The organism is Microbulbifer sp. ABH2_005, from assembly GCF_056160005.1.
This window is the reverse complement of sequence record NZ_JBSWWI010000001.1, coordinates 1,734,080-1,749,678: the sequence shown is the minus strand read 5'-3', so window position 1 is coordinate 1,749,678 and position 15,599 is coordinate 1,734,080. Positions and strand designations below refer to the sequence as shown.

At 43.9% G+C, this 15,599-nt stretch carries 14 protein-coding genes; 4 read left to right on the top strand and 10 right to left on the bottom strand.

Going from position 1 to position 15,599, the window contains the following annotated elements; translation table 11 throughout:
* The first annotated feature begins 8 nt into the window (after window positions 1–8).
* From ACXAFI_RS07660 to ACXAFI_RS07645, 4 genes are all read left to right on the top strand, one after another.
* The gene (locus tag ACXAFI_RS07660) at window positions 9–812 is read left to right on the top strand and encodes an enoyl-CoA hydratase/isomerase family protein (protein ID WP_475108319.1); all 804 of its coding nucleotides are present in this window, start codon (window positions 9–11) and stop codon (window positions 810–812) included.
* Entirely contained in the window at window positions 812–2,836 is a 2,025-nt protein-coding gene (locus ACXAFI_RS07655; protein WP_475108318.1) for an acetyl/propionyl/methylcrotonyl-CoA carboxylase subunit alpha, read from the top strand. The genes ACXAFI_RS07660 and ACXAFI_RS07655 overlap by 1 nt, the downstream gene beginning before the upstream one ends.
* A gap of 11 nt (window positions 2,837–2,847) precedes the next feature.
* Window positions 2,848–4,011, top strand: a complete 1,164-nt coding sequence (locus tag ACXAFI_RS07650) for an acyl-CoA dehydrogenase family protein (RefSeq protein WP_475108317.1) — start codon at window positions 2,848–2,850, stop codon at window positions 4,009–4,011.
* Window positions 4,012–4,561: 550 nt separating this feature from the next.
* Entirely contained in the window at window positions 4,562–5,218 is a 657-nt protein-coding gene (locus ACXAFI_RS07645) for a YrbL family protein (RefSeq protein ID WP_475108316.1), read from the top strand.
* Between the two features lie 204 nt (window positions 5,219–5,422).
* Here ACXAFI_RS07645 and ACXAFI_RS07640 read toward each other — a convergent pair whose 3' ends face one another.
* The 10 genes from ACXAFI_RS07640 to ACXAFI_RS07595 all read right to left on the bottom strand — a co-directional run bounded on the left by ACXAFI_RS07640 (window position 5,423) and on the right by ACXAFI_RS07595 (window position 15,538).
* On the bottom strand, window positions 5,423–7,192 hold the full coding sequence (locus ACXAFI_RS07640) for a DUF885 domain-containing protein (RefSeq protein WP_475108315.1): 1,770 nt from the start codon (window positions 7,190–7,192) through the stop codon (window positions 5,423–5,425).
* Window positions 7,193–7,442: 250 nt separating this feature from the next.
* Window positions 7,443–7,814 (bottom strand): VOC family protein, encoded by a 372-nt coding sequence (locus ACXAFI_RS07635; protein WP_444922340.1) that lies wholly within the window; start codon window positions 7,812–7,814, stop codon window positions 7,443–7,445.
* A 588-nt stretch (window positions 7,815–8,402) separates the two neighbouring features.
* Window positions 8,403–9,902: a vanadium-dependent haloperoxidase gene (locus ACXAFI_RS07630; RefSeq protein ID WP_475108314.1), complete on the bottom strand. Its 1,500-nt coding sequence runs from the start codon at window positions 9,900–9,902 to the stop codon at window positions 8,403–8,405.
* A 982-nt stretch (window positions 9,903–10,884) separates the two neighbouring features.
* Window positions 10,885–11,343, bottom strand: coding sequence for a hypothetical protein (locus ACXAFI_RS07625; RefSeq protein WP_475108313.1), 459 nt, complete (start codon window positions 11,341–11,343; stop codon window positions 10,885–10,887).
* Between the two features lie 94 nt (window positions 11,344–11,437).
* The gene (locus tag ACXAFI_RS07620; RefSeq protein ID WP_475108312.1) at window positions 11,438–11,884 is read right to left on the bottom strand and encodes an N-acetyltransferase family protein; all 447 of its coding nucleotides are present in this window, start codon (window positions 11,882–11,884) and stop codon (window positions 11,438–11,440) included.
* Between the two features lie 50 nt (window positions 11,885–11,934).
* A complete protein-coding gene (locus ACXAFI_RS07615) occupies window positions 11,935–12,396 on the bottom strand; it encodes a GNAT family N-acetyltransferase (protein ID WP_475108311.1) in 462 nt (153 codons plus the stop codon).
* A gap of 168 nt (window positions 12,397–12,564) precedes the next feature.
* Complete coding sequence (gene ybaK, locus ACXAFI_RS07610) at window positions 12,565–13,032, bottom strand: Cys-tRNA(Pro) deacylase (RefSeq protein WP_475108310.1); 468 nt, start codon at window positions 13,030–13,032, stop codon at window positions 12,565–12,567.
* A gap of 377 nt (window positions 13,033–13,409) precedes the next feature.
* On the bottom strand, window positions 13,410–14,063 hold the full coding sequence (locus ACXAFI_RS07605) for a hypothetical protein (protein WP_475108309.1): 654 nt from the start codon (window positions 14,061–14,063) through the stop codon (window positions 13,410–13,412).
* Between the two features lie 184 nt (window positions 14,064–14,247).
* On the bottom strand, window positions 14,248–14,784 hold the full coding sequence (locus ACXAFI_RS07600; protein ID WP_475108308.1) for a hypothetical protein: 537 nt from the start codon (window positions 14,782–14,784) through the stop codon (window positions 14,248–14,250).
* A 436-nt stretch (window positions 14,785–15,220) separates the two neighbouring features.
* Window positions 15,221–15,538 carry a hypothetical protein gene (locus ACXAFI_RS07595; protein WP_475108307.1) on the bottom strand — a complete coding sequence of 106 codons (318 nt, stop codon included), beginning with the start codon at window positions 15,536–15,538 and terminating at the stop codon, window positions 15,221–15,223.
* Window positions 15,539–15,599: the final 61 nt, after the last annotated feature.

The following is a 15,599-nucleotide window of genomic DNA, read 5'->3' as shown; positions in this document are numbered from 1 at the left end:
GTCAGGCCATGCAGACAATCATTGATGAAACCATCGGCATCGCCTGCCACCTCACGCTAAATCGCCCGCAACAGCGCAACGCCATCAGTTTGCAAATGGTGGATGAGCTTCTGCAAAAGCTCGCAGAAGCGGAAGAAGACCCGCAGGTGCGAGCACTGGTGCTGCGCGGTACAGAACACAATTTCTGCGCCGGTGGGGATATTGCCGATATGCTCAACGCACAACAGGGCGCGAGTAATGGCAACAGCGATGCGTTCTTCCACCTCAACCGCCGCTTCGGCGAATTGATGGAGCGATTTAATCGCACTCCCCTGGTAGTCATTGCGGTATTGGAAGGTGCCGTAATGGGCGGTGGTTTCGGGCTCGCTTGCAGTGCCGATATTGCTATTGCCGATCGCAGTTGCCGCTTTGCCCTGCCGGAAACCCGCCTGGGTTTACCGCCTGCACAAATTGCTCCCTTTGTCGTGGCACGGGTCGGCCTCTCCCAGGCCCGACGCCTCGCCCTCAGCGGAGCCAAAGTCAATGCACAGCAGGCTTTGGAAATTGGGTTAATCCATCAGTTACTCGATAATTCCGAAGCCCTTGAAGGCGCGCTGCAGGAACACCTGGGCGCGATCAATGCCTGCGCTCCCGGCGCCCTGGCAACGACCAAGCAAATCTTGCTGGATGCAGCGCGGGTGAGTAATGAGACTGCCCTCGGCCAATTGCTCGACGGCGCTGCGCAGCAGTTTTCCCGGGCAATTCAAGGCCATGAAGGGCGCGAAGGAGCCCGTGCATTTCTGGAAAAACGATCACCGGAGTGGCAGCACTGATGTCGACAACAGAGACCCTGTTAATCGCCAATCGCGGCGAGATCGCACTGCGAATTATGCGTACTGCCCGGGCGGAGGGCTATCGCACCGTCGCCGTCTACAGCGATGCGGACTGCGATGCACTTCACGCACAGACTGCCGATATCGCCGTAGCCATTGGTGGACAGACTTCGGCGGAGTCCTACCTGGATATCCAGAAAATTCTCGCCGCAGCTAAAAAATCCGGAGCCACCGCCGTCCACCCCGGCTACGGCTTTCTCGCTGAGAATGCGGAATTTGCCAGCGCTTGCGAAGAGAATGAACTGCGTTTTGTTGGCCCGAGTGCCGAAGTCATAGAACTAATGGGCAACAAACGCAAAGCCAAGGAGTTTGTTGCCGCTGCCGGCGTACCCTGTATTCCCGGCTTCCAGGGTGCCCAGGACGACGACACCCTGATCGCCGAGGCACGGCGCATTGGCTTCCCGTTAATGATCAAAGCCGCCGCAGGCGGTGGTGGGCGCGGCATGCGCCTGGCTCACGGAGACAGCGAACTGGCCTCCCAGTTGCGCGCCGCCCGCAGTGAATCCATGAGTGCATTCGGCAGCGACGAATTAATTCTGGAAAAGGCACTGGTCAACGCTCGCCATATCGAAATCCAGGTATTTGCGGATCGTCATGGCAACTGTGTTCACCTGGGGGAGCGGGATTGCTCCGTACAACGACGCCATCAAAAAGTGGTTGAAGAATGCCCCTCACCTGTGGTCGACACCCAGCTGCGGGAAAGAATGGGGCAAGCCGCAGTCGACGCCGCGCGAGCCTGCGGTTATATAGGCGCGGGCACCGTAGAGTTTCTACTCTGCCCCAACGGCGAATTCTATTTCCTGGAAATGAATACCCGCTTGCAAGTCGAGCACCCGGTAACAGAAATGGTAACCGGTTTTGACCTGGTCGCCTGGCAACTGGCAGTAGCACGCGGCGAAGCCCTTCAAGCCTCCCAACAGCAAATCACCCAGCATGGCCACGCCATTGAAGTCCGTCTGTATGCCGAAGACCCGGAACAACAATTCCTACCCCAGGCCGGAAAAGTGCTCCACTGGAAGGCGCCAAAGGGGCAAGGAATCCGCATCGACCACGCCTTGAAAAGTGGCTGCGAAATTACGCCATTTTACGACCCCATGCTCGGCAAATTAATTGCCTGGGGGCAGGATCGAGAAGAAGCTCGGCGCAAGCTAACCCAAGCCCTAAGCCAGCTGGAATTTATCGGCCCCAAAAACAATATCCATTTCCTGCAGAAGATCCTGGCCGAATCACAGTTTATCGCTGGCGGTGCCGATACCAGTTTTCTCGACCAAAACAGCACGCTGACATCCGCAGAACCGGTTCCAGCAGAAATTGCGGCCCAAGCCGCATTACTCAATCACTTGCGCCAAGCCAACCCTCAGGATCGGCGTAGCGGACGCAGTGACTGGCGCAGTGGTGACAACAGTGTGCCGATCAAATATCGGCTGGAAATTTCCGGGCAAACTCTAAACTGTGAGTTGCTGGCGTTAGTGGATAATTCTTATCAAATCTCAGTAGACGACCAGCAGTTCCTGATTCAGTGGGTCCATTTTGAGAAATCAAAAAAAGAAAGTGGAGTTTATAGCGCTGAACTCCTGCTGGTTGGCGTTAACCAAAAGAGATTGTTCCTAGCCAACCAAAGCAATCTGCATCTCCTATTAGACGGCAGGCAATTTCATTTTGTCGATATCACCCACGCCCCAGCCAAATCGAGCCTTAACGAAGGCAGTGGCCGCATCACAGCCCCAATGGACGGTTGCCTGGTGCAGGTATTGGTTGAGCCCAATCAAAGCGTTCAGCGGGGAGACACTATCGCCTTAATGGAAGCCATGAAAATGGAGCACGCCCTGCGCGCAGACCGCGACGGTACCGTAATTAAACTGGGCGCCTGTGAAGGAGACCAGGTACGCGGTGGCCAGCTGTTAGTTCAGATCGAAGCCGCTCCCACGGAAACCGCCAAAATCCCCAGCGACGCTACTTCCTAAAGGAGATCAGCATGTACGATATTGATGCCTCCCGCATGGCAAGCCCCTTCTATGACGAAGGCCATCAGGAATGGCGCACCCAGTTGCGCCGCTTTGTCGACCGTGAGATTACTCCCTACATTACTGAATGGGACGAAGACGGCCAGCTACCCGCCGAGCTTTGGAAAAAAGCCGCAGAAGTTGGCCTTCTGCAGATGAGTTATCCGGAAAACTACGGCGGCATCGAAACCGATGTCTTCCATATGATTGTTGCCGCAGAGGAGTTAGCCCGCCCCGGCGCTGGTGGCCTCTACGCCAGCCTAATGGTCCACGGCATTGCCCTGCCCCCATTACTGCACTATGGCAGTGAGGCCCTAAAAGATCAGGTTATCCCCTCGGTATTACGCGGCGAAAAGCATATTTCCCTGGCAATTACCGAACCCGGCGCAGGCTCCGATGTAGCCAATCTCCAGTGCCGCGCAGAGCGTGATGGGGATGACTATATCGTTACCGGCGAAAAGACCTATATCACCGGCGGCATGCGCGCTAACTGGTTTACTACTGCCGTGCGCACTGGTGAAGAAGGCTTCGGCAGTATCTCCCTGCTCTTAATCCCTGCGGATGCCGAAGGCGTTAGCCGGCAGCTACTCGATAAAAAGCAGGGCTGGTGGTGCTCTGATACGGCCAGTATCTTTTTTGATCAGGTGCGCGTGCCTGTGAGCAATCTAATTGGCGGTGAGAACCAAGGTTTCTTACCCATAGTGCACAACTTCAATCGCGAGCGCCTGGGCATTGCCGCCTCTTGTGTAGAATTCAGCCGGGTCTGTTTGCAGGATGCCATTGAGTGGGCCCAAGAGCGCCAAACTTTCGGAAAGCGCCTCGCCAATCACCAAGTGATTCGACACAAGTTTGCCCAAATGCTTCAACGCATCAATGCCACCCAAGCCTATCTGGACCTCTGTGCCTGGGCGGAGCAACAACATCAGCTCAAGGTGGCCGATATCGCTCTACTCAAAGTCCAAGCCACAGAAACCCTCGAGTTCTGCGCTCGGGAGGCGATGCAAGTGTTGGGTGGCGCAGGCTATATGCGCGGCAGCCGGATTGAGCGTATCTATCGTGAAGTGCGGGTGAATGCAATTGGTGGTGGATCTGAAGAAATTATGCGGGATCTGGCTTCCAGGCAGATGGGGATTTAATCATTCAAACAGGCCCTTGTTAAAACACATTATAAAAATTAATCTTTAATATCTGGATAGGGTCAGCATATAACTCCCTATCCAGCTGATAGTTTGTTTGTTGATATTTCTATTCATCCAATACTCAAGCTGATAACGGTAGCGTAATTGAATTCAAACTACTTTGCCCTCAAAAAGCTAGTTAAGGTTAGAAATCTTACAACTGAAAACTACAGTATGAGTCCGAACTTCTACGTTCTCTCAGTGGGTGATTTCTCAGTGAGTAATCTGGCAAGATCGTAACGCTAAATGCTCAGGTACAACCACTGGTATTTCCTAAACCCACTCTTAGTCTATTTCTTTCTATGTCATGAAACTTTAATTTAAAGTTGAAATCTGGCATCGTTGCCCCCGCTCAATTACTGGTTGATTTATGCTGTAATTTAACTACTTTTCAGGGAAAAAAAGTGAATATTATCTATACTTAGGTGATACGTCCCAATTTGTCGGCAGATAAACCCAATAGTTGAGCAAAGGGATAAGAAAGGAATTGATTTTTGAGTAAGCAATTATGGATTTGCAACTAAGGTTAGACCAGGCTATCGCCAACGGCAATGAGAGGCTAGTGTTTCCTCACCCCGAATCTGATGATCTACTTATTAAGGTAATCAGCGATCGGTTTAGGAAAAGAATGGATCATAAGTATTCCATCTCTACCCGACTACGCCGACTAACCTACTATTGGCCATATATGAAAGAAGTCTCTGAACACATCTACCTACGCGAAGGTCAGGTTGAAAATACTCATTTTGTACAGGACTTTAAAGGCTTTGTAGACACTAATTTGGGGTTAGGTATCACCGTAAAAGCAGTGAAAAAGCACAATGGAGAACTTGCAGACACTCTAAGTGCGTTAATCAGCAGTAAAAAATTCAATCAGGAGCATGCGGATAGACTTAATGATCTGTTTAAGTGGCTAGAGAGAACTTTCATCGTCGTTCGTGATTTAAGAACGGTCAATATAGTGTGGGATGAAATCAATGGCCATTTTGTCATCATTGATGGTATCGGTAGTCGCAGATTACCATCTCTGCGTTCTGTTTCTCGCCTCTATAACCGGAGAGCAAATCGCAGACGTATAACTAAGCTGTGTCAACGCCTTAAAAATGACCTAGAAAGCTTCGGGTACAACCTAAACCTTAATTTTTCTCAGACCTTACACTATTAGCCCCCCTTTCTGGGAGACATTTGAACCAAGCCATGCCGCTTCCATGTCAGCCTGATTTGAGCAGGCTTAAATATAACCCATAATAATCTGATTTCTTTGGGAGTACTGGGCAAAAAGAAAAACAGGCGGTGATAGAAAGTTTCACTTGAATACTAATTCGGCTCCATTAATTTACGGGGCAGAATTAGTATTTATCACGGTTAATTAACCGCGTTTCTTTTCTTTAATGAATCCGACAATCTTCTCACTAAGCCTGGGTAGAGGAAGACTACCATTCTTCAAGACAATTTCATGAAAATCCTTAATATCAAAATCCTCGCCCAGTTCGTTTTGCATTAACTCCCTTAAGGCAAAGATTTCTAACGCGCCAGAGTCATAGGATGTTAATTGAGCAGGCATCACCGCCATTCGGTCCATCAATGAACTGGGATCTCTTGCGAAAGAGGCACCCGACTCTTTTAAAAATTTCGCAACTTGATCGTTACTCCAACCGAGCATGTGCATTCCAGTATCAGCCACCATTCCCCTTGCTGGCCACGCACGTCTTAAGATTTTAGTTGAACCATACTGATAAATGCCGGCCTCTTCAGCGAGGTGCTCTGCATATCTCCCCCACCCTTCAACAAAAGCACCGTTCATAAAAGTACTTTCAATCGGATGAAAACTATCCTGCTCTTGACTCAAAGCTATTTGCAGGTGATGCCCCGGATACCCCTCATGAATTGTCACAGTCTCAGCTGAGGCATAAGACTCATCTTTGAAAGTAGTTGGATCATAGGCAAACCTAGCAGAACGTACCTCACTGCCTGGTGTATAATGGGCGCTTCTGCCGGAGCCTTGCTCATGTTCAGGTATAGGCCTTACCTCCAGCGCTATGGAAGGCATATCATAAAAATAATCCGCAGTAAGATTTTTAGATTTAGCTACTAGCGCCTCATAAAACTCATGCATCTCAGATGAGCTATTAAACTTCTGAGAATCATCAGCACTAGCCTTCTCAACCGCTTCTGAGAATGAGCTGGAATCATAAAGAATCGATCCCAAACTGACTATTTCGTTCTTATTTTCATTTACAGTGTTAAGACCCAACTGGAAAACCTGTTCGGGCGTTCTCTTTAGACCGGTGTAAGCCCGATATTGAGCCATATAACATTCACGACCATTGGGGATGGCATGAATTCCCAGCTCCTCCCTTGCCTTCGGTAAATATTCAGATTTTAAAAAATCACTATAACGCTCCATTGATGGAATCAATTCAACAGCTAAAACCTGTTTAAAATCAGCGGCAAACTTTGAATCATCTGTGCGCTCGGACAAGCTATTGAATGGATGGTTATCCATCGGTATCTGAGTTAATCCGTCAATTTGTTTAATTACACGGTTTACCACACTTTTCGGAGCGGAATACCCCTGCTTGAGACCATTCTTGAGATTAGTAATTTCCTGATCGTAGTAATTGGCAGCACTACGCCAACGCTCAATTGCATCAGCTTTATTTTGGGCCGTCTCAACTGGCTGAAACTCACTGATGAGACTCAATCTAATATGGGGACCAAACATATGATTGACTGACCACAATTCAGATTTACAGATTCTCAATCCGACATTCGCCTCCAATTGTTCCTTGAGCTTAAAATAAAAAGCACGCTCTTGATCATTCTTCAGACTACTTGGATCTATAGCCGCCAACCTCTCCAGCAATTCATCTTCGAAATTAATTAAGGCGGATAAATTATTAGGTGTGTTATTAAGAAATAGATTATGTCTTTCCGGCTCCAGATTTAAAAAGTAAGCATCTGTCTGATAGTTCTTTAAGTAGATATCATGATATTGACCAGCAATATCATGAAGCTGCTGAGCACTACTCATAGTAGAATCTGAGCTTAGCTGAGTCTTATCACTATTTACAGAGCACCCAAATAAAGCCGAACTGAAGGCCAGTAAACCTATAACTATATCTTTCTTATACATCATTCTTAAACACCAAAATGTAAAAATTAAACCCAGCAGAAAAAGCCGTCATTAACTATCAGGGATGACACACTTTAACTAAAGCAGGCACTCTAACAAAGAAAATTTCAATACGTAATGACTATAATATCGACGAATTGACGTTATTTTTCGGTAAAAAATTTAGATGGTACCATAGTTTAGTATCGTAACTACCCCATATATATTAAAGCCATAACCAGAGCATATAACTAGCCGCCTAGGGAGCTTTCAATTAGTCAGCAGATGAAACCCGGATAATATGTCCATCTGGATCTTTTACCAAGAAAGTTCTTCCGAACACATCTGTATATAATTCTTTGTGTATGCTTATAAAAGAACTATCCATCCATTGTAAATAGAGTTCTTCAACCTCATCATCCGTTTTTAGGTTAATACCAATTTCAGTATATCTTGGAGATTCTTTATCAGGTACTTCACCGCCGGACCATATTGCAAAATCAGCCTCACCATCAACTTTGAAGACAACATATCTGGGGGAAACAAAGTAAGGTTCTAGATTAAATAGCTGTTTATAATATCCAGTTGAAACTTGAATATCTGAGACATAAATAAGCTGTAGATTTGGTTTGTAGAATTTTGCCACGTTTAAGTTTCCCATATTTTATTTGTCTATCAGCAACTTAGGAAGTAAAGAAGATAATCAGTATAGAGAAAAGTATCGCAATGGAGTGTAGTGAACCTCCTCGAACACCATCGATCTAATGGATAAAAAAATCGAGATGGTACACTTTCTTGTTTTCATCATACTGCCAAATGCGACACTTGAAAACACAAGTTATCAATCAAGTACTAGCCTGTAAAGCTCTCAACTATTATTCAGAAATCAGACGATGCCTATAGATTTAGCCTAGCTCTCAATCGTACAACAATCAGACTGAGCTTTCCCTCGACTCACTGCACTCTTTTTAACCACTGCGACTAAACTATTTTTACTGAATCCAGTTATTATCATTAACATTTCATCTATATTGGCTGGGCAACTAAAAAAAGCGCCAATATAAATATCAGAAAACTCCCTTTCTATAAAAATCTATGGACTAGGAATCAGCGATTATTTGCGGGATAAATGTTTCTATATTCAGCTAGGAATAGCAAGATCTAAAATAGAACAGAGACCATGAAAATTGAGCAAAATGCTCAAAATTATAGCCTCCATTCCAATTAATTGTATTTACTGACCTGCTACTTTTGAAAGATAAAATTGATAGGCACGGTTAGCAATTTCGCGCCCAATCGCCTGACCCGCTGGAACAGAAGGCTCAAAATGCACACCACCCCAAACTCGACTGTTACCACAATCCTCCTCAAAAGAAGTCCAAGTAGGGAAATACAAATACAAATCATTTTGTGGTGTTATACCAGGCTCAATTTGTGAACTGCCAGCAAGCGCTGGTACCGTATAACCCAATACATCCCCTTCAGGCAAAAAAAGTCTGCTTGTTTCTGCATGTGCTGCACAAAAGCTAGCGGAAGCAGATGGGTATTCTGGATGATCAGCCACAGGCAGATAGCTAGCCCACTGGCTAGCAGGTAAATCATTCACCGTTCCTTTTCCTACTCCACCCCAAGCAGTAACAGGTTCATCCTTATAAATAAAGCGAACGGCGGAAAATGGTCTCACGGAGTTATGTCGACGCTTCTCTTTCCAAATTGCAATTGCTGTATCAAAGGCGGCCATATTGGTGAGGAAATCATAGTGAATGAAATCCATCAATGATAAGCCTTGGGATTCCGATGCAAATACCGCAGCAAAGCCTAAGCTGAATATCTTCATATCAAATAGCTCAGCTTTCATCTTCTGCTCATCAGTTAAGTTGGCAGATGTATTTAGCACGTCATTTACTTGAGTCAAATAACTTGGATAATTCCAAATTTTGGATTTCAGAGGTACTGGTGAAGTAAATTCGTCTGGAGACTCATAACTATATGGTGTTGTTAAGGCGATTTGAGGGGTGACGAACTGCTGAATCCGGTATACACCAGGGCGCTCCATCAGAACTGCTGGCTGCCACTTCGAAGGAAAACGTAATTTGTATGCAGTATTTGCCGGTTTGAAATCAGTGTAATCGGCATAAGGTAAACGATGATATAACTGACCACCCTCGTTACCCAATTGATTCATACCGTCATTTGCACGCCCTTCCAGAACCTTTCTGCCTGCGTAGTTTCCTATACCAATCGGTGTAGTTGTGTCTTCTGACAAGTCATAAGGATCTAAACCCATTTCAACCAACATGCTATCCCATTCAGGGGTTAGATGTGGAAACAGTCCACTTAATACTTTATGAGATGCATAAGAAAGCGCAACATTTAACTCTCTGTTGTCTTCCGGCTCCGGCATTCGCGCGATATCAGAATATACCCCTTTTGCGGTAGGGTGATAAGGTGCTGTGGCATCATACCAAGAGTTAGTGATCAACGTCGTAAAACGAAGTACTAATGTAGCATCATTGGCGGCGGGCGATACTTCAAAAATTGCACAAGCTGCCGCTGGGATTATATTCTGCACTGCGGCATTGCAACTTTCCAAGTCCATAGAACTACACTTTGGTGGCAATGGCACATTTGTAAGCTGCGGACAGGTAAGAGCTTGTGTCTGCCAGCTTACCGAGACCAACAACGCCCCTAAAACACTCTTTAAAGCACGCTTATAAGTTTTATTTATTAACATTGGTTTTCCTTTTTACCTGACTAATGCGCCTAAAAGACAACTCCATACATTAAGCGCTTTTAATAAATACAACGCATCAAAACTTCAATGATCAACTCAACTTTCTCTACCCTCCCTTCTTTCCCATATAAATTGTAAGACGGTTAAATATGTCGAGAACCACTCCATATGGGCATACTATGACATTCTATGAGGAGTGACTGAATTTACTTAATTGCACGCCGTTACAAAAAAGGAGCACAGCACCATTATTATAAAATCCCTAGGGATCTGAAATTATCGACAAACTCTCAAAAACAGATTTTAAATTATTAAAATGAAAGGTAATTTACAACGGTATTACTTTACATAAAAACAAAGGTAATACGCCGCTCAAAACAAATAATTACCGCTAAATTATCTGTTATCTATTACTAACTAGTACATATTTACTCAAGTATAAAATCATTCACTAACGCCAAGGATAAAGAAAGCAAACTACAAGCTTTAGAGATAAATCCCGTAGCAGCTGTTAAAAAATTAGATATAATTTAACTAACCAATCAATCAAAAATTTATCTATTATTAGAACGGTATGTATTAATTAGGCTTCTGGGTCATCCATTGAATGGATATCGAGATCTCGATAATGTTACAGATCTAGCGAGCAAGTGATATATCAATCATTTATGAACACAATAATTTCCCTGGTCCTAGATTTCTAGGTGAAGGATTAAAGCTGAATTTTAACTCTATAGTTCTGTATCAAAGACACTCATAGCCTTTCCCCAGAAAAATATTAGGCTTAATATGAATTACCATCTAGATGGTGCGATATTATCTTATACCAGACGGCCTATCCCAGAACCAATCAAAATCAACAGACTACTTTTTCGCTAACATCCAGTCTGCTTCTGATGCGTATTTAATGTTAGTTTTTGCGAGCACCGACAACAAAAAGTATGCTGAAGATTGAACAACCAAACTGTCCTCCAATATCCATCTATCTTTCGCTACTTTGTTTAGCCCTGCTTGATAAACGGCTCCATGACTGACTCAAGCCTAGCAAGTAGGTTAGGCCTAAGGTAAAACACAATGCTGAACTAACAAGCCAAAAAGTTAATGAGTTATCCGGAAAAGCCGGCATTATAAAGTAAAAACCGAGTGCCCTCGCAAGTAACACCAAAGATATAAGGGTGAGACCTGTACGTAACAATGGAAGTCTGAGAATATGGCCAGCACCGGAAAAAGCATACGCAGACCAAACTAGCAAAACACTCACAATAATACCTGTAACTTTTGTAGGATAAGAATCTCCAGTTTCAGCCATTTGAGCCATTGCCTCTCCGGCACCTAAAAATCGATACCATTCCGCACCAAACAGAATACAACCAGCATGCAACCCTGCAACGATCAGAGTAAGTATTCCCGCCAATCCCAAATAATTAAATCTACCAGTCATATTTGATTCCTTAGAAAGAGCTAGCCCATCGCCTAGGTAAAACTAGGACAACCTCTGGGAGCCCTGTAGGGTCGGAGTAACAAGCATCGAGATGCTAACACTTCTTATTTGAACAAACCATTTCGATAGCCTGCACCGGCGTACCATTATATTCAGCAATGAACTCTTTAGTTGTTTCAAATCCAACCTTTTGATAAAACTTGATTGCAGGCCAATTAGATTTTGCAACGAACAACTTAGCTTGGCCACTGATCTTTGTTAGCAGAAACTCAAGTATCGACTTCCCTACCCCTTCCCCTCTGGCACTCGGGCATACAAACAGAGCTCGAATTTCTTGCTGGAACATTGCGCCATAGCCAAGAATTGTTTCATCTTCGTAGACGTAAATATCTGACTCCCTTAGCGCTGACAGCCTCTTCGCATCTTTTTCCAACGGCAGAAACTCAAATTCCACAGCTTCAAATCTAAGCTCATCTAACTTAGAGAGAGTATAGATCTCCAAGATTCTTGGAAAGTCTGTAGCAATGAACGTTCGAATCATCCTGAATACTTAATTTTCTGGTGCCTATCAACATTGATTTTTGAACAATGTTATTTCAACTTAATTTTGTACGTTGTAAATTTACTGCCATATATTTCAGACTCATAAATATCCTCAGCGATTTTCTCCAAGAACTTATAAATAGGACGAGTGTGTTGGAAGTTGACTAATACCTCATCATGATTAAGCTCCCGCGCCCACCTCATTAGATCTTGAAACACTATTCTACCTACCCCCCAAAACTGGTCATCAATGACAATCGCGATCTCATACTTTCCACATTCTTGTTGAATTCCACACCAACCAGCTAATTCATCATCAACAATAATGGCTCTAACTCTACAACCTGCCTCTTTATCTACCTCTATTTTTGAATGCATCCACTCTGTTACTGTTTTAAGTGTAAATATCTCATGCTCAATCAAATGCTTTCTTGTCTTATAGCCATTTAATATAGGCAGAAATTTGTGCGGATTAACCTCGCTAAATTTTAGATATTCGATAGCTTTCATAGTATTTTCAGCTTTATTGTTCGCAATGGTGTATCAATCCCCATTACCAGAACACCCCTTGTGTAGTTTGAAGCGTATGGAATTGTTAAGTTTAGCCCTTGAAAGTTTGTATTTTGATCATAATCACTCCCCTACTAGTTTAATCACTCAATACAATTAGATATCGAATTACTGACATATTTCAGAAAAAACTCCGCTGACAAGACTTGCCAAGTCATCAGGAGCCAGCTCTATTTCAAGCCCCCTGCGGCCCGCACTAATATAAATCGTAGCGTTATTCCTAGCCGAAGAGTCAATGATGGTTTTAAGTAGCCTTTTTTGACCTAATGGGCTAACACCTCCTAGTACATAACCAGTTGATCTTTCTACATCTGACTTAGTTGCCATTGTGGCTTTCTTAGCGCCAGCATATTTTGCAAAGAGCTTCATACTGAGCATTGATGAAACAGGAATTACCCCGACGGCCAGCTCTTTATTTTCCAGGCTAACAACTAGTGTTTTGAAAACCCTAGACTCGGACACCCCTAATTTTTCAGCAGCCTCCAATCCGTATGATTCACTAGATGAATCATGCGTGTATTCATGTACTTTATGAGAGATTTTAGCCTTTTTGGCCATAGAAATTGCTGGTGTCATTTTACTCCTGAGCCTCTAATATCCGTAACAGGGGCGACAGGTAAGTAGCATTACTTTCTCATTGAAAACCAAAGGTCTCTACAACCTATTAGTGTTTAAGCCTTGTCATGCCTTACCCATTAGTCACCATAACAGATTGCAGCTCTCAAACGAATGGAGAAATCTAAAGAACCCTGATCAATTAGTTTTAGGGTAAAATTTTTACGGCGAGAAAGTTTTCATAGATACCAAAGAAACTCAAGCTAAGATTAATTCCTACTTTTTAGATTCAGTCGTTACATTGTCTAAAACTTCATACAGCCCAATACTCAAAATTCGCACCAGGCATTCCCCATGCAGCACATAAGCGAAATAAATCTGCGATTAATAATCTTGTATTAAGAGGACTGATTGATGCGTGGTATCGCCCAACGTACAACCCCTGCAATCCATAGAAACCCTATAAGGCCCCCTAAATAGACATTCATAGTTCCCCCCGGGGCTATAAAGCCTTTGTGACCGAATACAGTAATGGTCTCAATTGCCTGCTCTACAAAGAAAATGATACTGAGCCATGTAAGCCAAAGCGGGATCTCAACATTTTTATCAAACCCTACAACAAGAAAAGCTACCGCCATCGCGGTTGTTGACCCATTCACCAAAGGTCCCCAATAAGAAGATATGTCAAAGAGTGTGCGAGCAACTGCAGGCTCTAATCCTTCAGGATGCAGTGCCAATCCTGCCCATAGCCAAGCCTGTACCTGAGCTGTGAGAGCAAACCCTAGTACACCTGCCAGAAAGATATACCTACTCGGCTTTGGTAACAGAGCTGAAACCTGCCCACCAAAGATAGCGAGGCCAAGAGAAAAGAAAGCGGCTGTCCAAGCATAAAATCGAGCATTCGATCCATTATTTAAAAACCATTGGACTATTTGCTCACCACTAGAATCGATAGTTGGATACGAGCTGCCTAATGCGACAAAACCGGCCACATAAAATGCGCCAGTAATCAATATATTTATCAGTAAAATCTTTGACGGTTTTATGCTCATATAGGGCAGACCCTTATGAAACGTGAAACATCACCATTTATAGACCTCTGTATCAGAAATGATAACCACCCAGCCTAATAGAGATGTAATGACAGCCGCTTTAGTCGTCTATATTGCACTCCTGCGGCCTCTTAGCCAGATATAGGTTACACCACTTCGCCTATTAGTAGAATTTATATGGGGCTCAGCTTAAAAGAGGCGACTTAGTCTGGTTTTTTGCTCTCCATACCACCCTTTCTAATCGAATTAGGTAAGCGCGTCTGTAGACAGCATAAGCGCCCCAAACTACACCTATTGAAATGACACAGAAGATAATATAAAAGCTTGATAACGCTTGTGCTCTTACCAAAAAACTAACGGCAGTAAGCATACATAAAGCTGCCATACCAGCCACTTTCATTTTTCCGGTAATCACTGCGTAACCTCTATAAACAGAAGAGTGATATAGCCCGCAAACCACAGAAAAGACGGCACATAAAATCAGCACCTCAATATCGGCATCAGGATATGAAAAAGCAATGAACAGAAGAAGACCCCCTAATACCGATGTTATCTTATCTCCTCTATAGCCAGCTTCCTCCCAAAAAATATTGTAGATATGATTGGGATCTCTATCCGACTCCGTTAAACTCTTTACCCACACTGGAATCAACAATAAGACCGCAAGCAAACAGAGAGCAAAGATACCAAATGTAATTATTCCTAATAAAATATCAATCATGATCTTCCTTATACACAGCAAATCAAATGCCCACAACTGTGAACTAGAGACAGAGTATGAGCTATCGAGTGCCGGAAAAATTTATTGATTTTTCAGCAGGATTCAAAATAAAGCCTGCACCCTAGTGAATAACTACTGTCTTCCGAGTCTTCACTAATATAACTGCAACCAGAACCTCGCCCCGATAGTCCAACTATAAACAGCTGAAAGCTAGCAAAGGTATCACCACTCCCCTATACTTTTAAAATATTCCTGCCACTCCAATCATATAGTGAAAAGCAACTCTTTTGTTTCACCCCAAATAATTTCAACTGAAACGCCTGACACTAACAAAACCATTACTGGTTTACTTAAACTAATTGACGCCGAAAGATGCCGCTTTGCGCTAACGAACCTCAAATATGTATATTTTTTTAGGCTCGCCGTCTAATGGGATCTACACCTCTTTAACGCCCTTAAAGTCCAAAACCAAATCATCCTCCTCCAAAACTCTCTGACCGTAGAGGAATCTATCCGAGTAAACGCCTCCACAGTTGTAGTAGTTTGGGGGTTCTTTTTTAGGAATATTTACTGTGAATTCGCTGCTTTCTGGCTTACTAACTTCTATTTCACACTCTTTGAGTGCAGTTTCCAAAATATAATTCTTGCCTTCAAAATTTAAGATGCTAGGCAGCGCAAGCTCTTTCTTATCCTGACCCTGAGAAGTACAGCCAAATAAAGCTAACAATATAAGACCGATTAAAATCCGATTCATTTAACCCCCATTTGAACCCCACGCAATGAAATTACATCTAAAAACTAAAAAATAACCCGCC